General features: G+C 59.7%; 20 protein-coding genes. 7 read left to right on the forward strand and 13 right to left on the reverse strand.

Annotated elements, in window-relative coordinates; translation table 11 throughout:
- The first annotated feature begins 21 nt into the window (after positions 1-21).
- Positions 22-1,326 carry an inosine/guanosine kinase gene (locus tag MKR05_RS15190; protein ID WP_032454205.1) on the forward strand — a complete coding sequence of 435 codons (1,305 nt, stop codon included), beginning with the start codon at positions 22-24 and terminating at the stop codon, positions 1,324-1,326.
- Positions 1,327-1,360: 34 nt separating this feature from the next.
- Here the strand turns inward: MKR05_RS15190 and ybaL are convergent, their stop codons facing one another.
- Together ybaL and MKR05_RS15200 are read right to left on the reverse strand one after the other, a co-directional pair.
- Complete coding sequence (ybaL, locus tag MKR05_RS15195; protein WP_023288655.1) at positions 1,361-3,037, reverse strand: YbaL family putative K(+) efflux transporter; 1,677 nt, start codon at positions 3,035-3,037, stop codon at positions 1,361-1,363.
- Positions 3,038-3,262: 225 nt separating this feature from the next.
- On the reverse strand, positions 3,263-4,483 hold the full coding sequence (locus MKR05_RS15200) for an MFS transporter (RefSeq protein ID WP_023288656.1): 1,221 nt from the start codon (positions 4,481-4,483) through the stop codon (positions 3,263-3,265).
- A 369-nt stretch (positions 4,484-4,852) separates the two neighbouring features.
- On the opposite strand from MKR05_RS15200, the gene ushA reads away from it, so the two are divergent.
- Positions 4,853-6,505: a bifunctional UDP-sugar hydrolase/5'-nucleotidase UshA gene (gene ushA / locus MKR05_RS15205; protein WP_049014633.1), complete on the forward strand. Its 1,653-nt coding sequence runs from the start codon at positions 4,853-4,855 to the stop codon at positions 6,503-6,505.
- 87 nt (positions 6,506-6,592) lie between these two features.
- On the opposite strand, the gene ybaK is transcribed toward ushA, so the two are convergent.
- The 3 genes from ybaK to copA form a co-directional block, all read right to left on the reverse strand.
- Positions 6,593-7,072, reverse strand: coding sequence for a Cys-tRNA(Pro)/Cys-tRNA(Cys) deacylase YbaK (gene ybaK, locus MKR05_RS15210; RefSeq protein WP_004204728.1), 480 nt, complete (start codon positions 7,070-7,072; stop codon positions 6,593-6,595).
- Between the two features lie 201 nt (positions 7,073-7,273).
- A complete protein-coding gene (locus tag MKR05_RS15215) occupies positions 7,274-8,068 on the reverse strand; it encodes a TraB/GumN family protein (RefSeq protein ID WP_023288658.1) in 795 nt (264 codons plus the stop codon).
- A gap of 130 nt (positions 8,069-8,198) precedes the next feature.
- Positions 8,199-10,700, reverse strand: coding sequence for a copper-exporting P-type ATPase CopA (gene copA, locus MKR05_RS15220; protein WP_023288659.1), 2,502 nt, complete (start codon positions 10,698-10,700; stop codon positions 8,199-8,201).
- A 106-nt stretch (positions 10,701-10,806) separates the two neighbouring features.
- On the opposite strand from copA, the gene cueR reads away from it, so the two are divergent.
- A complete protein-coding gene (cueR, locus tag MKR05_RS15225) occupies positions 10,807-11,217 on the forward strand; it encodes a Cu(I)-responsive transcriptional regulator (RefSeq protein WP_004204725.1) in 411 nt (136 codons plus the stop codon).
- Here the strand turns inward: cueR and MKR05_RS15230 are convergent.
- From MKR05_RS15230 to MKR05_RS15245, 4 genes are read right to left on the reverse strand one after another with little or no spacing between them, the layout of a single operon-like run.
- Positions 11,214-11,930 (reverse strand): DUF3142 domain-containing protein, encoded by a 717-nt coding sequence (locus MKR05_RS15230; protein ID WP_087824763.1) that lies wholly within the window; start codon positions 11,928-11,930, stop codon positions 11,214-11,216. The genes cueR and MKR05_RS15230 overlap by 4 nt on opposite strands.
- On the reverse strand, positions 11,900-14,068 hold the full coding sequence (locus MKR05_RS15235; RefSeq protein WP_087824762.1) for a hypothetical protein: 2,169 nt from the start codon (positions 14,066-14,068) through the stop codon (positions 11,900-11,902). Before MKR05_RS15235 ends, MKR05_RS15230 begins: the two co-directional genes overlap by 31 nt.
- Positions 14,069-14,089: 21 nt before the next feature.
- Positions 14,090-14,548: an NfeD family protein gene (locus tag MKR05_RS15240; protein WP_048334208.1), complete on the reverse strand. Its 459-nt coding sequence runs from the start codon at positions 14,546-14,548 to the stop codon at positions 14,090-14,092.
- Positions 14,545-15,462: an SPFH domain-containing protein gene (locus tag MKR05_RS15245; RefSeq protein WP_004204723.1), complete on the reverse strand. Its 918-nt coding sequence runs from the start codon at positions 15,460-15,462 to the stop codon at positions 14,545-14,547. The genes MKR05_RS15240 and MKR05_RS15245 overlap by 4 nt, the downstream gene beginning before the upstream one ends.
- Positions 15,463-15,602: 140 nt before the next feature.
- Between MKR05_RS15245 and fetA the strand changes: the two genes are divergently transcribed.
- Both fetA and fetB read left to right on the forward strand, forming a co-directional pair.
- Positions 15,603-16,280 (forward strand): iron efflux ABC transporter ATP-binding subunit FetA, encoded by a 678-nt coding sequence (gene fetA, locus MKR05_RS15250; RefSeq protein WP_023288661.1) that lies wholly within the window; start codon positions 15,603-15,605, stop codon positions 16,278-16,280.
- Entirely contained in the window at positions 16,267-17,049 is a 783-nt protein-coding gene (gene fetB, locus MKR05_RS15255; protein WP_004204721.1) for an iron efflux ABC transporter permease subunit FetB, read from the forward strand. Before fetA ends, fetB begins: the two co-directional genes overlap by 14 nt.
- 107 nt (positions 17,050-17,156) lie before the next feature.
- Here fetB and MKR05_RS15260 read toward each other — a convergent pair whose 3' ends face one another.
- Genes MKR05_RS15260 through tesA form a run of 3 tightly spaced genes read right to left on the reverse strand, consistent with a single transcriptional unit; the run spans position 17,157 to position 19,492 of the window.
- Positions 17,157-18,011, reverse strand: a complete 855-nt coding sequence (locus MKR05_RS15260) for a co-chaperone YbbN (protein ID WP_023288662.1) — start codon at positions 18,009-18,011, stop codon at positions 17,157-17,159.
- Between the two features lie 58 nt (positions 18,012-18,069).
- On the reverse strand, positions 18,070-18,879 hold the full coding sequence (locus MKR05_RS15265; protein WP_009484702.1) for an SDR family oxidoreductase: 810 nt from the start codon (positions 18,877-18,879) through the stop codon (positions 18,070-18,072).
- Positions 18,869-19,492: a multifunctional acyl-CoA thioesterase I/protease I/lysophospholipase L1 gene (gene tesA, locus MKR05_RS15270; protein ID WP_050533146.1), complete on the reverse strand. Its 624-nt coding sequence runs from the start codon at positions 19,490-19,492 to the stop codon at positions 18,869-18,871. Before tesA ends, MKR05_RS15265 begins: the two co-directional genes overlap by 11 nt.
- Between tesA and ybbA the strand changes: the two genes are divergently transcribed.
- Together ybbA and ybbP are read left to right on the forward strand one after the other, a co-directional pair.
- Positions 19,463-20,149 (forward strand): putative ABC transporter ATP-binding protein YbbA, encoded by a 687-nt coding sequence (gene ybbA, locus MKR05_RS15275; RefSeq protein WP_032454210.1) that lies wholly within the window; start codon positions 19,463-19,465, stop codon positions 20,147-20,149. The genes tesA and ybbA overlap by 30 nt on opposite strands.
- A complete protein-coding gene (gene ybbP / locus MKR05_RS15280; RefSeq protein WP_087824760.1) occupies positions 20,146-22,560 on the forward strand; it encodes a putative ABC transporter permease subunit YbbP in 2,415 nt (804 codons plus the stop codon). The genes ybbA and ybbP overlap by 4 nt, the downstream gene beginning before the upstream one ends.
- Here the strand turns inward: ybbP and MKR05_RS15285 are convergent.
- Positions 22,537-22,650, reverse strand: coding sequence for a hypothetical protein (locus MKR05_RS15285; RefSeq protein ID WP_044521321.1), 114 nt, complete (start codon positions 22,648-22,650; stop codon positions 22,537-22,539). The two genes, ybbP and MKR05_RS15285, sit on opposite strands and share 24 nt — an antisense overlap.
- Between the last annotated feature and the right edge of the window lie 66 nt (positions 22,651-22,716).

Here is a 22,716-nt window from a genome sequence, read left to right on the forward strand (position 1 = left end):
CCCTGTTATTTAAGCGCCACTATGAAATTTCCCGGTAAACGCAAATCCAAACACTATTTTCCCGTTAACGCCCGCGACCCGCTGCTGCAGCAAATTCAGCCGGAGAATGAATCCAGCGTCTCCTGGGTGGTGGGTATCGACCAGACGCTGGTGGATATCGAAGCGAAAGTGGATGAGGCGTTTATCGTGCGCTACGGCCTGAGCGCGGGCCACTCGCTGGTGATTGAAGATGACGTCGCCGAGGCGCTGTACCAGGAGCTGGTGCGCAATAATCTTATTACCCATCAGTTTGCCGGCGGCACGATCGGCAATACCATGCACAACTACTCGGTGCTGGCGGACGATCGCTCGGTGCTGCTTGGCGTCATGTGCAGCAATATCGAAATCGGCGGCTATGCCTATCGCTACCTGTGCAATACCTCCAGCCGTACCGATCTGAACTATCTGCAGGGCGTCGACGGCGCCATTGGCCGTTGCTTCACCCTGATCAGCGACAGCGGCGAGCGCACCTTCGCCATCAGCCCGGGACATATGAACAAGCTGCGCCCGGAAAGCATTCCGGAAGCGGTGATCGCCGGCGCCTCGGCGCTGGTGCTGACCTCCTACCTGGTACGCTGCAAGCCGGGCGAGCCGATGCCGGACGCGACGATGAAAGCCATCGAGTATGCCAAAAAGCATGATGTGCCGGTGGTGTTAACTCTTGGAACCAAATACGTGATTGCCGATAACCCGGCGTGGTGGCAGCAGTTCCTGCAGGAGCATGTCTCGATTCTGGCGATGAATGAAGAGGAAGGGGAAGCGCTGACCGGCTTTGCCGATCCGCTGTCGGCGGCGGATAAAGCGCTGGACTGGGTCGACCTGGTGCTGTGCACCGCCGGACCGGCGGGGCTGTATATGGCGGGCTTCACTGAAGAAGAGGCGAAGCGTAAGACCCAGCATCCGCTGCTGCCGGGGGCGATCCCGGAATTTAACCAGTTCGAATTCAGTCGCGCGATGCGTCACCAGGACTGCGTCAATCCGCTGCGGATTTATTCGCACATTGCGCCGTATATGGGCGGCCCGGAGAAGATCATGAACACCAACGGCGCAGGGGACGGCGCGCTGGCGGCGCTGCTGCATGACATCACCGCCAATAACTACCATCGCAATAACGTCCCCAACTCCAGCAAACACAAATGCAAATGGCTGACCTACTCCTCGCTGGCGCAGGTGTGTAAATATGCCAACCGCGTGAGCTATCAGGTGCTGAACCAGCACTCGCCGCGCTTAACCCGCGGCCTGCCGGAACGTGAGGACAGCCTGGAAGAGGCGTACTGGGATCGGTAAGCGAGTCCCTCTCCCGACGGGAGAGGGCAGAACATCAGCCGGTGACCACTTCACCGGCGGGTGGCGTTTCCAGAAGCTGCAGCATGGCGCGGGCAATTTCCCGCTCGCCCATCACCACCTGATTGGCCCCACGGTCGATAATGTAATCCACTTCGTCATCATAATGGGCGCGGGCGATAATCTCGATATGCGGACATTTTTCCCGTGCGGAAGCGACAATCTCGCCGGCCTCATAGCCGTTGGGAATGGTCAGCAGCAGCCAGCGGGCGCAGTCGAGATGCGCCAGCTCCATGATCTCTTCATTGGCGGCATTGCCCAGCACCGCGCTGATCCCGCGCTCGCGTAGCTCATCCACGCGGGTGCGCGAGGTTTCAACCACCACCAGCGGGATCCCCTGGGCCATCAGCTTCTCGCCCAGCAGGCTGCCGACGCGGCCAAAACCGACCAGCAGCGCGTGGTTGCAGATATCGACCGGCACCTGCTTCTCGTCTTCCAGCACCTCTTCCAGGGTCTGCTCGTCGAGGGTTTCGGTTTTATCGAGATATTTCTCCAGCAGAGTGAACAGTACCGGGTTGAGCATAATCGAGATGATCGCTCCGGCCAGCACCAGGTTTTGCCCGGCCTGCGGCAGCAGGTTAAGCGCCATCCCCAGGCCGGCGAGAATAAAGGCAAATTCACCAATCTGCGCCAGGCTGGCGGCAATTGTCAATGCGGTACGCGGCGAGTGGCCAAACATACGCACGAGGAAAAAGGCGGCTGCGGATTTACCAAAGATAATGATCGCCAGCGTCGCCAGCACCGCCAGCGGCTGCTGGACCAGCACCATCGGGTCAAACAGCATGCCGACGGAGACAAAGAACAGCACCGCGAAGGCGTCGCGCAGCGGCAGGGTGTCATGAGCGGCACGGTGGCTCAGCTCGGATTCGTTAAGCACCATGCCGGCAAAGAAGGCGCCGAGGGCGAAGGAGACATCAAACAGCTCCACGGCGCCGAAGGCGATGCCCAGCGCCAGGGCCAGCACCGACAGGGTGAACAGCTCGCGCGAGCCGGTGGCCGCGCTGCGCGACATGATCCACGGCACCAGCCGACGGCCGACCAGCATCATAATGGCGATAAAGGCCACCACTTTGCCAATGGTGATCCCGAGGTCGAGGGCCAGGGAAGCGAAGCCGAGGTTGCCTTTCTCCGCCATACCGGCAACCGCCGGCAGCAGGACCAGCGTCAGGACCATCACCAGGTCTTCCACAATCAGCCAGCCGATGGCGATCTGCCCGCGCTGACTGTCAATCAGCTGTCGTTCCTCCAGGGCGCGCAGCAGCACCACGGTACTGGCGGTGGAGAGGCACAGACCAAAGACGATGCCGGTCATCAGCGACCAGCCAAGGGCGGCGGAGAGCGCCATACCCAACAGCGTCGCCACGGCTATCTGGGCGATGGCCCCGGGAATGGCGATCGACTTTACCGCCATCAGATCCTTGAGGGAGAAATGCAGGCCGACGCCGAACATCAGCAGGATCACGCCGAGCTCCGCCAGTTCCGGAGCCAGTTTGGTGTCAGCAACAAAGCCAGGGGTGAAAGGTCCGGACAGCACGCCCGCTAAGAGATATCCCACCAGAGGAGAAATACGTAGCTTATTGGCAATCATGCCGAGAATAAAGGCGAGCACGAGGCCGCCGACAATGGTGGTGATTAGCGGTGTTGCGTGGTGCATTCCGTCTCCTTTCCAGTGGTGAATCGGTCCATTTTGCTACCCTGTCCGCGTAATAGTTTATGACAAAAACGTTCACTTTGTTTATGAATAATTCTTGAATTGTGCAAAAAAATGCAATTGGCCGCTGAAAAGGCACAGAAGGAAAAATCGAGAGAGGAATGCGCGCATCAGGCCGATGGCGCAAGGGGTAACGGCGGCCAGCGTTACACTTTGGCCGCCGGATAATCAGGCTTTTTGCCGGTTATCAGGAAGAAATATCGTCAGGAATCCCAGCAGTGGCAGGAAGGCGCAGATTTTATATACCAGGTCGATGCTGGTATGGTCCGCCAGCAGGCCCAGCACCGCGGCGCCAAGGCCGCCCATACCAAAGGCGAAGCCGAAAAACAGGCCTGAAACCATGCCGATACGTCCCGGCAGCAGCTCCTGGGCATAGACCAGAATAGCGGAGAAGGCCGAGGCGAGGATAAAACCAATGATCACCGTTAAAATCCCGGTCCATTCAAGGCTGGCATAGGGTAAAACAAGGGTGAAAGGCGCCACGCCGAGGATAGAGCCCCAAATAACATATTTTCGTCCAATCTTATCGCCAACGGGCCCGCCAATCACCGTCCCGGCGGCCACCGCGAACAGGAAGGCAAACAGATGCAGCTGGGCATTTTGCACCGATAAGCCGAACTTATGCATCAGATAAAAGGTGTAATAGCTGCTGATGCTCGCCATATAGAAGTATTTCGAGAAAATCAGCATCAGCAGAATACCTACCGCCAGAATCACCTTATTGCGCGGCAGCGGATTGACGATCGCCGGCTTCGGTTTGCCCTTATTCATCCGGTGCTGCGCGGCGTACCAGCGGCTGATTTGCGACAGCACGACGATAGCCAACAGGGCGGCCAGCACGAACCAGGCGACGTTGCCTTTACCATACGGGGCGATGATCACCGCCGCCAGCAGCGGGCCAAGCGAACTGCCGAAGTTGCCGCCGACCTGGAACAGCGACTGGGCCAGGCCGTGACGGCCGCCGGAGGCCATCCGCGCCACGCGGGATGATTCCGGATGGAAAACCGAGGAGCCGGTACCCACCAGCGCGGCGGCCAGCAGCACCATACCGAAGCTACCGGCCAGCGCCAGCAGGATCAAACCGCAGAGGGTAAAGCACATGCCCACCGGCAGCGACCACGGCATCGATCGTTTATCGGTGATGTAGCCAATCACCGGCTGGAACAGCGATGAGGTGAGCTGGAAGGTGAGGGTGATCATCCCAATCTGCACGAAGGTAAGGGAGAACTCGGCCTGCAGCAGCGGGTAGATAGCGAGTATGAGCGACTGGATCATATCGTTAAGCAAATGGGACAGGCTGATCGCACCTAAGATGCCAAACGAGGTGCGCGCTTTTTGCGGCGGCGCGTCGGTACTGGGTAAGGTCTGAGCGGATTGGTTGGTTGTCATAGGTTCACTTCAGCGAGTTCGATTTGTTGTAGAGAATGCAGGTTGTTACCCTAAATAATTCGAGTTGCAGGCAGGCGGCGACGCAGCGAATCCCCAGGAGCTTACTCTCGTAAGTGACTGGGGTGAGCGAGGACAAATTCGTCAGGAACGAATTTGAACGCAGTTCACTGCGCCCGTAAGGGCGAGGCCCAGGGATGGGCCGAGTTATTGCCAACGCACATGCAACTTGAAGTATGACGGGTAGAATTATTATCCGACTAACATACCTGCAGATAAGGTTTGAAGGAAGTCGCAATTCTGAAAACATATTTGTCAACGCGTCTAACTCGCTATACTTTCGGCACTTGGGATTAAGTCAGGGAGTGAAGCATGCATTATTTCAAACACGGCGTGGCGCTGGCGTTATTCGCCGCTTTATCGCTGGGCAGCCTGTCCGCGCAGGCCTATGAGCAGGATAAAACCTATAAAATTACCATCCTGCACACCAACGATCACCACGGCCATTTCTGGCGCAATGACTACGGCGAATATGGCCTGGCGGCGCAGAAAACGCTGGTGGACGGTATTCGTAAAGAGGTGGCGGCCGAAGGCGGTAGCGTTCTGCTGCTGTCCGGCGGGGATATCAATACCGGGGTGCCGGAGTCTGATTTACAAGATGCAGAGCCCGATTTTCGCGGCATGAACTTGATCGGCTACGACGCGATGGCGGTGGGGAACCATGAGTTTGATAATCCGCTGAGCGTGCTGCGCCAGCAGGAAAAGTGGGCGAAGTTCCCGTTCCTGTCGGCCAATATTTATCAGAAAAGCACCGGCGAACGGCTGTTCAAACCCTGGGCGCTGTTTAAACGCGGCGGGTTAAAAATCGCGGTAATTGGCTTAACCACTGACGATACGGCCAAGATTGGCAATCCGGAATATTTCACCGATATCGAATTCCGCAAACCGGCGGAAGAGGCGAAGCTGGTGATCCAGGAGCTGCAGCAGAATGAAAAGCCGGACGTGATCCTGGCCACCACCCATATGGGCCACTATGACAACGGCAACCACGGCTCTAACGCGCCGGGGGATGTCGAGATGGCACGCAGTTTACCCGCGGGCTCGCTGGCGATGATCGTCGGCGGTCACTCGCAGGATCCGGTGTGCATGGCGTCGGAAAATAAAAAACAGGTCGACTATGTGCCAGGGACGCCGTGCGCCCCGGATCGTCAGAACGGTATCTGGATCGTCCAGGCGCATGAGTGGGGCAAATACGTCGGCCGCGCCGATTTTGAGTTCCGCAACGGTGAGATGAAGCTGGTGCACTATCAGCTGATCCCGGTCAACCTGAAGAAAAAAGTGACATACGATAACGGCCAAAGTGAGCGGGTGCTGTATACGCCGCAGATCGCGGAGAACCCGCAGATGATGTCGCTGCTGACGCCGTTCCAGAACAAAGGTAAGGCGCAACTGCAGGTCAAGATCGGCAGCGTGAATGGTCATCTGGAGGGCGATCGCAGTAAAGTGCGCTTCGTACAGACCAATATGGGCCACCTGCTGCTGGCGGCGCAGATGGCGCGCAGTAACGCGGATTTCGCGGTGATGAGCGGCGGCGGGATCCGCGACTCCATCGAGGCGGGCGATATCACCTACAAGGATGTGATGAAGGTCCAGCCGTTCGGCAATGTGCTGACCTATGTCGATATGAGCGGCAAAGAGGTGGTGGATTACCTGACCGCCGTCGCGCAGATGAAGCCGGATTCCGGCGCCTATCCGCAGTTTGCGAACGTCAGCTTTGTGGCCAAAGACGGCAAGTTGAACGATCTGAAAATCAAAGGCGAACCGGTGGATCCGGCGAAGACCTACCGGATGGCGACGCTGAGCTTTAACGCCACCGGCGGCGATGGCTATCCGAACATCGCCGATAAACCCGGGTATGTGAATACCGGCTTTATCGATGCCGAAGTGCTGAAAGAGTATATCGAGAAGAACTCGCCGCTGGATGCCGCCGCCTATGAGCCGAAAGGCGAGGTGAGCTGGCAGTAACCCTGAGGGGAAGCCCGGATAAAGCGCTGCGTCGCTATCCGGGCGCTTTCCCGGTGGCGCTGCGCTTACCGGGCACGGGGCGCGTCATCAATCGCGGCGGGCGATATCGGCGAACTTCGCATCCAGCAGCTGCGCCAGATCGCTGGCCGCCAGCTCAATATCCAGCCCGCGTTTGCCGCCGGAAATGTAAATGGTGGCAAATTCCTGCGCCGGGGCGTCTATCACCGTCGGCAGACGCTTCTTCTGCCCCAGCGGACTGATACCGCCCACCAGATAGCCGGTGATACGCTGCGCCACCATCGGGTCGGCCATGTCGACTTTCTTGGCGCCCAGCGCTTTCGCCACTTTCTTCAAATCCAGCTGCCCGGCGACCGGGGTGACGGCGACCGCCAGATGCTTCATATCGCCATTTACGGCGACCAGCAGGGTCTTGTATACCTGGTCGGCATTGAGGCCGAGCTTGCGCACCACTTCATCACCGAAGTTGGTCTCATTGGGATCGTGATCGTAACTGTGGATCTGAAAGGGGATTTTGTTTTTTTCGAGTAATTTAACGGCGGGAGTCATAGCTATCCTTCTTACCAACCGGTTTTGCGTGACGTCAGAATACGCCCGCAGGTTGTCTAAAAAATAGTACCATCTTGCGCAATAGTGTTGGCAGTGATGGTCACTTTGAGCGACAATCAGACGATCCGGGATGCAAATCCCGGGATAATAATAATGATGAAATTCCTCTTTGACGGGCCAATAGCAATATTGGCCATTTTTTTATGTCAGCATATCCGGCAGATTCCCTTCGCCATACAGATGCAGCGCGCCGACGGCGACCACGTAGCGGCCCGGCGGCAGGGCCAGCAGCGTCTCGCGCCAGGCGAGATTGCGCTGGTGCATCAGCACATCATATAAAGACTGGCTGAAGGTCGTCGGCAGCGATACCGCGCCGCGCGACGGCGGTTGCTCCAGCCACCAGCCGATCATGACCTGCAGTAAACGGGCGTTGGTGCGCCAGTGGGTCAGCGTATCCTCCAGCAGCGCCATTCCGCCATCGGGCAGGTCGCGCAGCAGCGCGATCTGGCTGTCGGCGCCTTCCAGCTCCATCACCGCTATGTTGCTCTCGCGGGCGGCCATCAGCAACTGATAATCGATACCGTAATCCGGCCGCAGCCCCAGCTTCTGCGCCTGGGTGGCCTGCAGAACCATCGCCACCTGCCACAGCGGCTGGCTGTCGAATAGCGCGACCGACAGGCCGAGTTCACCGGCTCGCGTCTGTAGCTCGCTCAGCTGCGCGTCGCTCAGGCGCTCCGCCAGCGGCGGATAAGCGGGGAGATGGCTAAACGGGGTTTCATTGCCGCTGATATCGGCCTCAACGATTAACGCATCGGCCTGGCGTATTTTTTTCAGCAGCTTCGCTGGCGGCGGCGCCATATCGCGGGTGCCCATATGGATGCTGCCGACGAGGTGCAGATAGCGTTCGCCGGGCAGGACGATATCCATCGCAGGCCAGGAATAAGACGAGCCGACGGCGGCTCGCCACAGCATTTTTATCCGGTTTAACAGGCCCATACGCGCTCCGAAGTGTGAGGCATTCATGCTAGCGCATATGGTGATACACGTCACCCTTCCGGCGGGCTTTTCTTGTCCCGGTAAAAAAGCGGGCGCCGACCCTGTCAGCGCCCGCTTTCCTGGACAGCGCTTACGCTTTTGGTTTAAAGCGCAGCAGGCGGTTAGCGTTACTCACCACGGTAATCGACGACAGCGCCATCGCCGCGCCGGCGACCACCGGATTGAGCAACGTGCCGGTCAGCGGCCAGAGGATCCCGGCGGCAATCGGGATGCCCAGCGAGTTGTAGACAAAGGCCCCCAGCAGGTTCTGCTTCATATTGCGTAAGGTCGCCTTCGAAATCGCCAGCGCATCGGCCACGCCGTGAAGACTATGGCGCATCAGGGTGATCGCCGCCGTTTCAATGGCGACATCGCTGCCGCCGCCCATGGCGATCCCGACATCCGCCTGCGCCAGCGCCGGGGCGTCGTTAATCCCATCGCCCACCATCGCCACTTTGTGCCCCTGGCTCTGCAGACGCTTAATGGCGTCGGCTTTACCGTCCGGCAGCACGCCGGCAATCACTTCATCAATGCCGGCTTCTTTGGCGATAGCATTCGCGGTAGTGGGGTTATCCCCGGTGAGCATCACCAGGCGGTAGCCCTGACGATGCAGGCGCGCCAGAGCGTCGACGCTGTCTTCGCGTAGCGGGTCACGGATGGCGAACAGCGCGGCCGCCTGACCATCTACCGCCAGCAGCACCGGCGTAGCCCCGCGCGAGGCCTGCGCCATCATCTCGCTTTCTATATCGCCGGTGGCGATATGTTGCTCGTTGAGCAGCGCCTGGTTACCGAGCAGCAGGCGATGGCCTTCCGCTTCGCCGCTGACGCCCAGGCCGCGCAGGGTGCGGAAGCCGCTCACTTCCGGCAACGGGCTGTCTCCGGCTTTATCAAGGATCGCTCGCGCCAGCGGATGGCTTGAACCCTGCTCGAGCGCGGCGGCAAGACGCAGCGCGGTCATCTCATCAACGTCTGCGAAAGTTTTCACCGCCACCACCTGCGGCTTGCCTTCGGTCAGGGTGCCGGTTTTATCGAACACCAGGGTGTCGAGTTCACTGGCGCGCTGCAGAGCATCGGCGTCGCGCACCAGTACGCCGTACTCCGCCGCCCGGCCAACGCCGGAGATAATCGACATCGGCGTCGCCAGGCCTAATGCGCACGGACAGGCGATAATCAGTACCGTGGTGGCGATCACCAGGGTATAGACGATCTGCGGCGCCGGGCCGAAGAAGTACCAGATCGCAGCGCTAATCAGCGCAATGGCGACCACCGCCGGGACAAACACCGCGGAGATTTTATCCGCCAGCTGGCCGATCTCCGGCTTGCTGCTCTGCGCCTGGCGCACCATGCGGATAATACGCGCCAGCGTGGTCTGGCTGCCGACGGCGCTGGCGGTGAACAGCACGCTGCCGTCCTGCACTACGGTGCCGGCGTGAATGGTGTCGCCATCGCCTTTTTGCTGCGGTACCGGTTCGCCGGTGAGCATCGCTTCATCAAACCAGGCTTCCCCCTGGCTTATCACGCCGTCGACCGGGACGCGGTCGCCGGTCGTCAGGCGCAGCGTCATGCCGGCCTGAACTTCAGCGAGCGGCAGATCTTTCTCGCCCTCGGGCGTGACGACCCGCGCCGAAGGCGGCGTCAGGTCGAGCAGTTTCTCCAGCGCTTTTGAGGAGCGCTGGCGGGCGCGGGCCTCCAGCATATGGCCGAGGTTAATCAGGCCGATAATCATTGCGCTGGCTTCGTAATAGAGATGGCGGGCTTCCATCGGGAACCACTGTGGCCACAGGTTGACGCTCATCGAGTACAGCCAGGCGACGCCGGTACCGAGCGCCACCAGCGTATCCATGGTGGCAGTGCCGTTTTTCAGGCTTTTCCACGCGCTGCGGTAGAAGTGGCCGCCGGCGAAGACCATCACCGCCAGGGTGACGAGGCCGATGACCAGCCACAGCGAACGGTTGTCGTCGCTGACCATCATGTTATCGCCGATCATGCCCCAGACCATCACCGGCACGCCGACCAGCAGGGCGACAATCGCCTGCCAGCGAAAACGTTTCATGGTGGCGATGGCGGTTTCCTGCTGCCGTTCGCGGCGTTCCAGATCGTCCTCGATCGCCTCCGCGCCGTAGCCCGCTTTCTCCACCGCCTGCACTAATTCTGCGGCGGACGCACTGCCCATCACCAGCGCCGTGCGTTCCGCCAGGTTAACCCGCGCCTGTGAGACGCCCGGCACCGCGGCAAGCGCGTTCTGTACCCGGGAGACGCAGCTGGCGCAGCTCATGCCGTTGATCAGCAGCTGTTGACTGTCATCTTCGTCATGGGCTGCCGGAAGCTCAGGAGTGGCCGCTGTCAGTGCTTCCGACGGGATTGATGATTCTGCCAGCGGTTTAGCCTTTGGGTGGCTGAGCTCCGCGCCGTATCCGGCTTGTTTAACGGTTTCAATCAGCGCTTGTGCGCTGGCGCTGCCCGTCACATGGGCTTCAGTGAGGGTGACTTCCGCTTGCTCAACGTCAGGACGCTGCTCCAGACTCTCTTTCACGCGTTTAACGCAGTGGCCGCAGGAGAGGCCATCCAGCGTCAGGTCGATAGTGTTAGACATAAATAACTCCTGAATAATTTTCCGGTCAACGATTGACCAGAACCACTCTTTCATCGAGTATTAAGAAGGTTAAACCTTCCAGCAAGGGGAAGGTCAAGGAGAAAAAATGAATATCAGCGATGTGGCGAAAAAAACCGGCTTAACCAGCAAAGCGATTCGTTTTTACGAAGAGAAGGGGCTGGTGACGCCGCCGTTGCGGAGCGAAAACGGCTACCGCACCTACGGTCAGCAGCATCTCGATGAGCTCACGCTGCTGCGCCAGGCGCGGCAGGTGGGGTTTAATCTGGAAGAGTGCCGCGAGCTGGTGGCGCTATTCAACGACCCGTCACGGCACAGCGCCGATGTGAAAAAACGCACGCTGGAGAAAGTGGCGGATATCGAGAACCATATCCGCGAGCTGCAAAATATGCGCGCGCACCTGCTGGCGCTGGCTGAATCCTGCCCCGGCGACGACAGCGCGGAGTGCCCGATTATCGATAATCTTTCCGGCTGCTGTCATCGCAAGGCGCAGGCTTAATGCCGGGCTGGGTTGAGCATAAAGACCACCGTACCGCGATAGTAAGGGGAGCGTTGCAACTGGGTTTCCGCCAGTTTGTCGCGCCTACCGTTTTGGACCAGTCCGAGCTTGAACGGGATACGCAATCGGCTGAGCGCGGGCAGATAATCCTGATAATTCGCCACCGTGCGCCGTCCCTGGTAGCTTTGTACCACCAGTTCATCAACCGCCAGCGCATTGAGCGTGGCAATATCGCCGGTTTTGGCCCAGTCCAGCAGGCCAGTTACCCCCAGCGCGAATTCGGGCGGCAGCTGTTGGCGCAGTTGGCGTAAAAAGCGGGCGTAATCGGCGAGCTGATAAGTGCCGGCGTCAAAATCAATTTGCAAGCCAACCACCTGATTGCCCGCCGTCTGCCAACGTTGCATCAGGCGCACAATGCGCGGCACAATCGTCGGCGGCACATCAAGTGTGGTAAAGCGAACGGTAAGCCAGATTGAGGGAAATGTCAGGCGGCTCACCGGTAGGCCGAGGCGTTGAAATACCACCTCGCCCGCTTGCTTGAACACCTCGCCCTGATGCAGGTAGACCGTTTGCGCATTTCGCATTTCGTCACTGGCCTTCACCCCGGACCACAGCCAGAAAGCGGAATGCTGGCACGCATCAACGCGCTCTGCCGCCTGCGCGTACCCGACCAGTAGCGCGATTACCAATAGTATTTGAGTTTTTGCGCCCACTGGCTTCCCGGATATTGCGTTTTCAACTGTGTGAACCAGCCTTTGCGCTGCAGCTTATCGACATCTTCGCCGCCGCACTCGTTGCTACCGGAGGGGGCGTAACAGAGGATCGCCCGGTACAGCGCATAGCTTTTGTCTTCCGGCTCCGCTTTCGGCGAGGTGATAATCTGCTGGTAATAGCTCTGGCGATGGTATTGCCCCAGAGGCTGCTGGCGATCGATGGCGTCCTCCAGTACATCGTTGCCGGCGGCATCTTTCCACAGATCGACATGCGTTTGGGTGGTGCGGAAGAACTCGCCGAGGCAGTTAAGCGCATGGGCATCATCGGCGTTTTTACTCAGTACAGCGACCGTATCATCAAGGCTCCGACAGGCATAACCTGCTTCAGTCGCCTTGCCGTTCCAGTCGAAGCTACTCAGGTTGACGTCGTTAAAGGCCTCGCTGATAACCGGTTGGGTAATGGCGCTGGCGAGCGTTTTGTCTTTCAGCCAGTCGCCAAAGCGATTCTCGGTGAGATCCCGCACCAGCAGCGTGTGCAGAGCGATGGTACGCTCTTCATTATTGGGGCCACTGACGGCCTGCTGGCGTAGCAATTCAGGCGAGGCCTGGGTTTTCAGCACGCGGGAGCGAAAGCGCAGGTTGGTCACCGGGCTATCGGCGGCAAAGATTGCCGCAGCGTTACCGCTGTAGACCAGCGTTGCAGCAAGCTTCGCCTGGATAAACTGTTGCTGTTCGCGGTCCTGGCTGAGTTGGAGCAGTTGCCGCCAAAAATCGACCGCTGCCGGCCACTGCTTTTGCGCCATTAGCGCTTCGCCGTAGAGGACCTGTTCGCTGAAGGCGAGAATATCGTGCGCCGGCAGCGTTTTCGCCGGCGTGACCGCCTGCAGGATGGCGGCATCGTTGCCCGTCACGTTCCATAGCTGCAGCTGTAGATTGCGCCACAGCGGCAGCTTTCCGCTCTTCTCAAACGCCGCTTTGCTGGCGTCCAGCTGCGCCTGGGTTAAGGCCGGTTTACTATCGGCATTCAGGCGCAGGGCGCGCAGAAGCTCGACATAACTAACCTGCGGCGCATCGGGGAATGCCGTCTGAACGGGTTGATCGTAGAACGGCATGCCGAAGACATTATCATATTCACTCACCAGACGACGCAGTTCTCCGGCATCGCTCGCCTGCTGGAAGGCCTGTTCATAAAGACCAGCCAACTGCGGCCACGCCTGCAGATACCAGTTAATGCGGCGCAACATGTTGCGCGCGGAATCGGCATACACCCCTGTTGGCCAGCGCTGCAAGTAAGTTTGCGCCTCTTTTTGCGCCAGGGCGGCATCTTCACGATTGATGCGTGCGATATCAAAATCGCCGTACTGCCCAACGCTGTTCTGGCTACTCTTGTTGAGCGCTGTGCGCATCAGCATATATTGCGCGGTCTCGGCCAGCCAGGGTTGCTTACTTTCCAGCAACAAGGTGAAATCCTGGGTCGCGGCGGTGAAATTGCCGCCATAGAAGTGGGCGATGCCGGAAAGGTAATAAGCGAATAAGTCGGCGTCCGTATCTGCCGGGAAGCTATTGAGAATATCAAGGACTGCGGTGATATTGGCGCCATAAAACAGTTTCAACCGCGCCAGCGCCAGGTCATGACGCTGCTGTGGCGTCACAGAGGGGGCGGCCAGCAGGGCGGTGTTGAACTGGCTGACGGCGGCAAGGGTGTTGCTGACAAAGCGGTTTTCCAGTTCATAGTCGGAGGTTCCCAGCCGTTCAGCCGAATCGGCTGGCATCACCTGTGCGGGATCGATATTCAGCGCCGCCATTTGTCGGGTAAAGGTTTCGTCTTCGCTTTGCGCAGGCGGTGTGGCAGGCGGCGGCGCGCTATCCCACTCAGGATGATAAGCGAAGTAAACCTCGCGTGAGCGGCTGACATCGGCGGGAATGTTCTGAACGGGCAGGGCGAAAGATTTCTCTTCGCTCAGCAGGCGCAGCAGGTTGTCGCGCGAGTCGTTTCCCGGCGTCAATACAGGGTCGCCTTTTAGCAGACACAGCGTGTCGCTCCAGGAGCAATCTTCGATATCAGAAGAAGCAAACGCCTGAGGGGCCGCCACCAGCAGAGCGCACAGTGTAAGATTAAAGGTTGTCTTCCTGACCATAACGGATGTCCTGTGAAATGATTATCGTGAAACGACTCTAATATGGAGCGTAATCCCTTCCACGGCGACCACTTCGACCTGACTGCCCGCGGCGAGGTCCTCGTCAGCCATCACCGGCCAGGAGCTGTCGCCCACGCGCACGTGGCCGCGGCCGTTTACCAGCGGGGTATCCAGCGTCAGACGGCGGCCAATCAGCTGTAGCCCGCGCTGGTTGAGTTGAGCATCGGCAGGACGCTGCAGTTTGACGCGCTTGCGCAGCCACTTCGACCACAGCCACGCCGCCAGCAGAGTGAGGACGGCAAACAGCGTGCCTTGCCATTCCCAGCTCAGCGGCAGGAGCCAGGTCAGGGCGCCGGTCACCACGCCGGCGACGCCGCTCCATAGCAGGTATCCGCTGCCGCCCAGCATCTCGGCCGCCAGCAGCAGCCCGCCGAGGCTTAGCCAGAACAGATGGGGGTGGGCGAGGATCAGGTCGATCATGATTTTTTCCGATCGCCAGCGCCTTCTTTGATCAGCTCGCTGATCCCGGCGATCGATCCCATCAGGCTGCTGGCATCCAGCGGCATCAGCACCACTTTACTGTTGTTGGCGGCGCCAATCTGCTGCAGCGCATCGGTGTATTTCTGCGCCACGAAGTAGTTGATCGCCTGAATATCGCCTGAGGCGATCGCCGAGGAGACCATCTGGGTGGCGCGGGCTTCCGCTTCAGCGGAACGCTCGCGGGCCTCCGCCTGCAGGAACGCGGACTGCCGCTCGCCCTCCGCCTTGAGGATCTGCGACTGCTTTTCCCCTTCCGCTTTCAGTATTTCCGCCTGACGCACCCCTTCGGCCTCGAGAATATAAGCGCGCTTGGTTCGTTCGGCTTTCATCTGGGCGTTCATCGAGGCGATAAGTTCCGCTGGTGGGCGAACGTCGCGAATTTCGACGCGGGTGATTTTCACCCCCCACGGGTTGGTGGCGTCGTCAACGATATGCAGCAGGCGGGTGTTAATGCTGTCGCGCTGGGAGAGCATTTCGTCCAGCTCCATCGAGCCGAGCACGGTACGGATGTTGGTCATCGTCAGGTTGACGATCGCCTGCTCAAGATTGCTGACCTCGTAGGCGGCCTTCGGCGCGTCAACCACCTGAATAAAGCAAACGGCGTCGATAGTGACGTTGGCGTTATCCCGGGAGATCACCTCCTGTGACGGGATGTCGAGCACCTGCTCCATCATGTTCACTTTGCGGCCGATGCGGTCCATAAACGGCACGACTAAGCTTAATCCCGGCTGCAGCGTCTGGGTAAAACGCCCGAAGCGCTCCACCGTCCACTGGTAGCCCTGCGGGACGATTTTCACCGCCGCGGCCACAATGACCAGCGCGACGAAAATAAGGATAGGAATAAAAATCAGCATCAAAAACCTCCTGTCTTGTTGCCTGGTGGGGCGCTACAAGGAAAAAGCGCATGTTTAAATTGAGTATATCTTTCTCCTCATCCTGGAGAAAGGAAAGTGGGGTAAACTAGCGGTGTTTCAGAAAATAATCAGGAAGACTCATGAAGGAAAATAACGCGCTTTTGCGTCTCGAGGATGTGGGATTTAAGACCGACGACGCAGTTATTTTACATAATATCAACCTTCAGCTCAGACCCGGGGAATTCAAGTTGATTACCGGGCCTTCCGGCTGCGGGAAAAGCACCTTGCTGAAAATTATCGCCTCGCTGCTCAGCCCGACCTCCGGACGTCTGTTTTTCGACGATGCCGATGTCGCGACGCTGTCGCCGGAAAGGTATCGCCAGCAGGTCTCTTATTGTGCGCAGACGCCGGCGCTGTTCGGGGATTCGGTTTACGATAACCTGATTTTTCCGTGGCAGATCCGTAATAAACAACCGGATCCGCAGGCGCTGGTGGCCGATCTGCAGCGCTTTGGTCTTGGCGAAAATATGCTGGAAAAATCGATTAACGAACTGTCGGGCGGTGAAAAGCAGCGCGTATCGCTGATTCGCAATTTACAATTTCTGCCGCGCGTGCTGCTGCTGGACGAAATTACCAGCGCGCTGGATGACAGTAATAAACAGAATGTGAATGACATTATTCATGGCTACGCGACGGAAAAACAGGTCGCTGTTCTATGGGTCACCCACGATCGCAATGAAATTTCGCATGCCGATGAAGTAATTACGCTGCAACCTGCCGGCGGAAACATGCAGGAGGCACAGCATGAACGGGCATAACATTACGAACGAATCGCTGGCGCTGTCGATGGTGCTGGTGCTGATCGCTATTCTGGTGAGCTATCGGGAAAAGCTGGCGCTGGAAAAAGATATTCTCTGGAGCATCTGCCGGGCGATCGTGCAGCTGATTATCGTCGGCTATGTGCTGAAATATATCTTTAACGTCAACCATGCGGTTCTGACGCTGTTGATGGTGCTGTTTATCTGCTTTAACGCGGCGTGGAATGCCAAAAAGCGCAGTAAATATATCGATAAGGCGTTTGTCTCGTCATTTATCGCCATCACCACCGGCGCCGGGCTGACGCTGGCGGTGCTGGTGTTCTCCGGCTCGATAGCCTTCGTGCCGATGCAGGTGATCCCGATTGCCGGGATGGTGGCCGGGAACGCCATGGTGGCGGTGGGGCTGTGCTACAACAATATGGGCCAGCGCTTCAGCAGCGAGCAGCAGCAGATTCAGGAGAAGCTCAGCCTCGGCGCGACGCCGAAGATGGCCTCGGCGCGGCTGATCCGCGACAGCATCCGCGCGTCATTGATTCCCACCGTCGATTCAGCGAAAACGGTCGGCCTGGTGAGTTTGCCAGGGATGATGTCGGGACTAATTTTTGCCGGTATTGACCCGGTGAAGGCGATTAAGTACCAGATCATGGTAACTTTTATGCTGCTGTCGACCGCCAGCCTGTCGACGATTATCGCCGGCTATCTGACCTACCGGAAGTTCTTCAACGCCCGCCATCAGCTGGTGGTGACGCAGCTGAAAAAACGCCCGTGAACGATCCCGGGTTGCGGCGTTCATGCCTCACCCGGGTTGCTAAGGCTACGTTGCGCCTCGTTCGCATAGCCCGGATAAGCGCAGCGCTATCCGGGGCAGGCAACGAATTAGTACAGCAGCGAATAGAGCTGACGGCGGTATTTGGCGGCCAGCGCATCGCCCGTACCGAGGGCGGCGAGGATCTCCTGCAGCATCTTGCGCGCCTGGCCGTCGCCGGCGCCTAAATCCTTCTGCAGATGGCTGAACAGCAGCGCCAGCGCTTCTTCGTTACGCCCGACCTGATGCAGCTGTAGCGCCAGCTGGGAGGCCAGCAGCGCATCCTCCGGATTCTGTTCCACCTGCTGCTGCAGCTGCTGGATTTCCGGCGTGTCGGCGGCCTGTTTGAGCAGCTCAATCTGCGCCACCAGACCCTGATAGTGGGTATCCTGATCCTGCAGCGGGATGGTTTTTAGCACGCTTTCCGCTTCATCGGAACGGTGCAGGGCAATCAGCGTTTCTGCCAGCAGCAGGCCAATCTGGCTCTCCTGATTCGACAGCTGCCAGGCTTCCTTCAGCAGCGGCAGGGCATCGGCGTATTTTTCTTCCTGCATCAGGGCCAGCGCCTGCTGAGCTTTCAGCTCCTCTTCACGGGGCAGGACTTTATCCAGCAGGGCGCGGATCGCTTCTTCCGGCTGCGGGCCTTCAAAACCGTCCACCGGCTGGCCGTTCTGGAACAGATAAACCGTAGGGATGGCGCGCAGACCAAACTGTGAAGCGAGCATCTGCTCAGCGTCGCAATCGACCTTCGCCAGCGTAAACTGGCCATTGTATTGCGCGGCCAGACGCTCAAGAACCGGGGTCAGCTGTTCGCAGTGCTGGCTGCGGGCAGACCAGAAGTAAAACAGCACCGGGACGTTCATAGACTGCTGTAGCGTCTGCTGCAGGTTCGCTTCGCTAATGTTGACAATATTCTGTTCGGACATGGGCATTTCTCGTTAGTCGATTTCTGTTTTACATGGGGGCGGCATTCCGCGCTTCAACTCAGCCGTGGATAATTTTGTCCATCGCGCGGGCTGGCAGCAGGCGTTTGAGCAGCGCCACCGCGTGGGTGACCAGGGTGACCGGGTAGCGCAGCTTTGGCTTATCGCTGGTAAAAGCGTGACGCACTTTTTCCACCACCGCCTCCGGCCCGAGGGTAAAACGGGCGGCGATGCCCGGGTTTTCAACGGGTTTGTCGCTTTGCGTCTGGTTGACGTTATCGGTAAAGCGGGTGCGGATCGGGCCCGGTTCAATCAGGCTGACCTGAATACCGCTGTGGCGCAGCTCCATGCGCAGCGCATCGGACCATGCCTCAAGGGCATATTTGCTGGCGGCGTAGGCGCCGCGGCCGGGGCTGGCGATAAGCCCCATCACCGAGGAGGTCATCACGATGCGCCCTTCGCCATGCGGGGTCATCGCCGGCAGCAGCAGCATGGTGAGCTGATGTGCGCCAAAAAAGTTGGCGGAAAACTGCTGTTCCATCTGCTGGCGGCTGATGGTGTTCAGCGGGCCATAGACGCCGTATCCGGCGTTATTGAACAGGCCGTAGAGACGATTATCGGTCAGCGCAATCACCTCCGCCGCCGCGCGCTCCACGCTCTGCGGGTCGTCCAGATCGAGCAAAATACCGGTTAGCCCCAGCTCCTGCATTCGCGCCACGTCCTCCGCTTTGCGGCAGGCCGCCAGCACGCGAAAGCCCTGGCGGGTTAAATCCAGCGCGCTTTCCAGACCAATTCCGCTGGAACAGCCTGTCACTAAAACCGTTTTTTGCATAACTTTACCTGTCAGCGACCCCTGGCGTTCAGGAGTCATGATTAACTAAGGGAGCCAGCCGGTTCGCCATCCAGTCGGCGATAAACGGCTGCGCGTCGCGATTCGGGTGAATGCCGTCGTCCTGCATCCACTGGGGTTTCAGATACACCTCCTCCATAAAAAAGGGCAGGAGGGGAATAGCGAACTCTTTGGCCAGGGCCGGGTAAATCGCGCCGAAGGCTTCATTATAGCGGCGGCCATAGTTCGCCGGCAGGTGAATTTGCATCAGCAGCGGCTCGGCGTTGGCCGCTTTGATCGTCTGAATGATGGTGCGCAGCGTCTGCTCGGTCTGCTGCGGCGGAAAGCCGCGCAGCCCGTCGTTGCCGCCGAGCTCAACCAGCACCCAGCGCGGCTGATGCTGCTTAAGCAGCGCTGGCAGACGGGCCAGTCCCTGCTGGGAGGTATCGCCGCTGATGCTGGCGTTCACCACCGGCGTTTTCGCCTGCCACTTCTCATTGAGCAGCGCAGGCCACGCGGCGTTGGCCGCCATCCGATAGCCAGCGCTCAGGCTGTCGCCGAGGATCAGCAGCGTGTCCGCCGCCATCGCGCGGCAGGTAAACAGGAACAAAAACAGGAAAGGCACATGCCAGCGGAAAACATACTTGAAGTTCATCATCTTAAGAAGTCCGTCGGTCAGGGGGAGCATCAGCTCACCATCCTTACCGGAGTTGAGCTGGTTGTCAAACCGCGGCAGACCATCGCCCTGATCGGCGAGTCGGGCTCCGGTAAATCGACCCTGTTGGCGATCCTCGCCGGCCTGGACGATGGCAGCAGCGGGGAAGTATCGATGCTGGGCAAACCGCTGCATCGGATGGATGAGGAGGCGCGGGCGGCGCTGCGGGCGCAGCACGTCGGTTTTGTATTTCAGTCGTTTATGCTGATCCCAACGCTCAACGCCCTGGAGAACGTCGAGCTGCCGGCGCTGCTGCGCGGCGCCAGCGATAGCCAGAGCCGGGGCGATGCCCGGGCGCTGCTTGAGCAGCTGGGGCTTGGCAAACGCCTGCACCACCTGCCGGCGCAGCTCTCCGGCGGCGAACAGCAGCGGGTGGCGCTGGCCCGGGCCTTCAATGGGCGTCCGGCCATTCTGTTCGCCGATGAGCCCACCGGCAACCTCGATCGCCAGACCGGGGACAAAATTGCCGATCTGCTGTTCTCGCTTAATCGCGAACACGGCACCACCCTGATCCTCGTCACTCACGATCCGCTGCTGGCGGCGCGCTGCGACCGCCGTCTGCGCCTGGTGGATGGCCAGCTGCGGGAGGAAGCATGATCGCCCGCTGGTTCTGGCGCGAATGGCGCTCGCCGTCGCTGCTGATCGTCTGGCTGGCGTTAAGCCTCGCCGTGGCCTGCGTGCTGGCCCTGGGGTCGATAAGCGATCGAATGGAGAAAGGCCTCAGCCAGCAAAGCCGTGAGTTTATGGCGGGCGACCGGACGCTGCGCAGTTCGCGCGAGGTGCCCGCTGAGTGGATCGCGCAAGCGCGGAAGTCAGGGCTGAGCGTCGGCGAACAGCTGAGCTTCGCCACCATGACCTTTGCGGGCGATACGCCGCAGCTGGCGGACGTCAAGGCAGTGGATGACCGCTATCCGCTGTATGGCACTCTCGAGACGCAGCCGCCGGGGCTGAAGCCCCGGGCGGGCAGCGTCCTGCTGGCGCCAAGGCTGATGGCGCTGCTGAACCTGAAAACCGGCGATACGATTGACGTTGGCGACGCCACGCTGCGCATTGCCGGGGAAGTGATTCAGGAGCCGGATGCGGGGTTTAACCCTTTCCAGATGGCGCCGCGGCTGATGATGAATATGGCCGACGTGGCAAAGACCGGCGCCGTGCAGCCCGGCAGTCGCGTCGCATGGCGTTATAAGTTCGCCGGCGACGCTGAACAGCTGGCCCGTTATGAGCAGTGGCTGCTGCCGAAACTCGGCCCGGAGCATCGCTGGATTGGTCTTGAACAGGACGACAGCGCGCTGGGCAAATCCCTCGAACGCTCGCAGCAATTCCTGTTGTTATCCGCGCTGTTGACGCTGCTGCTGGCCGTCGCGGCGGTGGCCGTGGCGATGGGCCACTACTGCCGCAGCCGCTACGATCTGGTCGCCATACTCAAGACGCTGGGCGCCGGACGGGCGCAGCTGCGCAAGCTGATTGTCGGTCAGTGGCTGCTGCTGCTGGCGCTGTCGGTGATAACCGGCGGGGTGGCGGGGCTGGCGCTGGAGCGCCTGCTGCTGCTGGTGCTCAAACCGGTTCTTCCCGCCGCGCTCCCGCCGGCCAGCGGCTGGCCGTGGCTGTGGGCGGTGGGCGCGACCGGCGTGATTTCCCTGCTGGTGGGCCTGCGGCCGTATCGGCTGCTGCTGGCGACCCTGCCGCTGCGAGTGCTGCGCCAGGACGTGGTGGCCAGCGTCTGGCCGTTAAAAATCTGGATCCCGACGGTCAGCGCCGTGGTGGTGGGCCTGCTGGCGTGGCTGATGGGCGGCAGTCCGCTGCTGTGGTCAGTGCTGGCCGGGGCGGTGGTGCTGGCGCTGCTGTGCGGCCTGGTGGGCTGGGGATTGCTGTGGCTGCTCAAACGCCTGACGCTCAGAGCCTTGCCGCTGCGTCTGGCGGTGAATCGCCTGCTGCGCCAGCCGTGGTCGACCCTCAGCCAGCTGGCGGCGTTTTCCCTGTCGTTTATGCTGCTGGCGCTCCTGCTGGTGCTGCGCGGCGATCTGCTCGACCGCTGGCAGCAGCAGCTGCCCCCGGAGAGCCCGAACTACTTCCTGATCAATATCGCCCCTGAGCAGATAATGCCGGTGAAGACCTTCCTCGCCGAACATCAGACGCGGGCGGCGGAATTCTATCCGATCGTCCGGGCTCGTCTGACGCAGATCAACGGCCAGTCCACGGACGGGAATAAAGACGAAGCGCTGAATCGCGAGCTTAATCTCACCTGGAGCGAACAGCGTCCGGATCATAATCCGCTGGTGGCCGGCAGCTGGCCACCGAAGCCGGGCGAGGTATCGATTGAGGAGGGGCTGGCGCAGCGATTGGGAGTGACAATCGGCGATACGGTGACCTTTACCGGCGATACGCAGGAGTTCAGCGCGAAGGTGAGCAGCGTGCGCAACGTCGACTGGGAGAGCCTGCGGCCAAACTTCTTCTTTATTTTCCCCACCGGGGCGCTGGACGGGCAGCCGCAGAGCTGGCTCACCAGCTTCCGCTGGGATAACGGTCCTGCGATGTTGACCCAGCTGAACCGCGAGTTTCCCACCGTCAGTCTGCTGGATATTGGCGCTATCCTGCGCCAGGTCGGCCAGGTGCTCTCCCAGGTCAGCCGGGCGCTGGAGGTGATGGTGGGCCTGGTGACGGCCTGCGGCGTGCTGCTGTTGCTGGCGCAGGTGCAGGTCGGTATGCGTCAGCGTCATCAGGAGCTGGTGGTCTGGCGCACGCTGGGGGCCGGGAAATCGCTGCTGCGCGCCACGCTGTGGGCGGAGTTTGCCCTGTTGGGGCTGGTCTCCGGCCTGGTGGCGGCGATAGGCGCCGAAGTGGCGCTGGCGATGCTGCAGACCAAAGTCTTTGATTTTCCCTGGGCGCCGGACTGGCGGCTGTGGGTGATGCTGCCGCTGACGGGAGCAGTGTTGTTATCCCTGTGCGGCGGCGGGCTGGGGCTGCGTTTATTAAAAGGGAAAGCGCTATTCCGTCAGTTTAGCCAGTAAGAATATTGCATGTTGATGATGCGCCGCCGTTTTTGGCGGCGCTTTTATTTTAAGCGCACAAATTGATAAACCATTGATTTTTAAGCGCACGAAACATTAAAAACCCAGCAACACGCTGTGCTGATTCGCGGTTAATATTCAACTGGAAAATATAAG

Source organism: Klebsiella sp. K5-204, from assembly GCF_030128585.1.
Lineage (GTDB): Bacteria > Pseudomonadota > Gammaproteobacteria > Enterobacterales > Enterobacteriaceae > Klebsiella > Klebsiella quasipneumoniae.

Bases quoted from the DNA above. Each gene is read 5' to 3' on its own strand.
- MKR05_RS15190 (WP_032454205.1), top strand. From the start codon at position 22: ATGAAATTTCCCGGTAAACGCAAATCCAAACACTATTTTCCCGTTAAC.
- ybaL (WP_023288655.1), bottom strand. From the start codon at position 3,037: ATGCACCACGCAACACCGCTAATCACCACCATTGTCGGCGGCCTCGTG.
- MKR05_RS15200 (WP_023288656.1), bottom strand. From the start codon at position 4,483: ATGACAACCAACCAATCCGCTCAGACCTTACCCAGTACCGACGCGCCG.
- ushA (WP_049014633.1), top strand. From the start codon at position 4,853: ATGCATTATTTCAAACACGGCGTGGCGCTGGCGTTATTCGCCGCTTTA.
- ybaK (WP_004204728.1), bottom strand. From the start codon at position 7,072: ATGACTCCCGCCGTTAAATTACTCGAAAAAAACAAAATCCCCTTTCAG.
- MKR05_RS15215 (WP_023288658.1), bottom strand. From the start codon at position 8,068: ATGGGCCTGTTAAACCGGATAAAAATGCTGTGGCGAGCCGCCGTCGGC.
- copA (WP_023288659.1), bottom strand. From the start codon at position 10,700: ATGTCTAACACTATCGACCTGACGCTGGATGGCCTCTCCTGCGGCCAC.
- cueR (WP_004204725.1), top strand. From the start codon at position 10,807: ATGAATATCAGCGATGTGGCGAAAAAAACCGGCTTAACCAGCAAAGCG.
- MKR05_RS15235 (WP_087824762.1), bottom strand. From the start codon at position 14,068: ATGGTCAGGAAGACAACCTTTAATCTTACACTGTGCGCTCTGCTGGTG.
- MKR05_RS15240 (WP_048334208.1), bottom strand. From the start codon at position 14,548: ATGATCGACCTGATCCTCGCCCACCCCCATCTGTTCTGGCTAAGCCTC.
- MKR05_RS15245 (WP_004204723.1), bottom strand. From the start codon at position 15,462: ATGCTGATTTTTATTCCTATCCTTATTTTCGTCGCGCTGGTCATTGTG.
- fetA (WP_023288661.1), top strand. From the start codon at position 15,603: ATGAAGGAAAATAACGCGCTTTTGCGTCTCGAGGATGTGGGATTTAAG.
- fetB (WP_004204721.1), top strand. From the start codon at position 16,267: ATGAACGGGCATAACATTACGAACGAATCGCTGGCGCTGTCGATGGTG.
- MKR05_RS15260 (WP_023288662.1), bottom strand. From the start codon at position 18,011: ATGTCCGAACAGAATATTGTCAACATTAGCGAAGCGAACCTGCAGCAG.
- MKR05_RS15265 (WP_009484702.1), bottom strand. From the start codon at position 18,879: ATGACTCCTGAACGCCAGGGGTCGCTGACAGGTAAAGTTATGCAAAAA.
- ybbA (WP_032454210.1), top strand. From the start codon at position 19,463: ATGCCAGCGGAAAACATACTTGAAGTTCATCATCTTAAGAAGTCCGTC.
- tesA (WP_050533146.1), bottom strand. From the start codon at position 19,492: ATGAACTTCAAGTATGTTTTCCGCTGGCATGTGCCTTTCCTGTTTTTG.
- ybbP (WP_087824760.1), top strand. From the start codon at position 20,146: ATGATCGCCCGCTGGTTCTGGCGCGAATGGCGCTCGCCGTCGCTGCTG.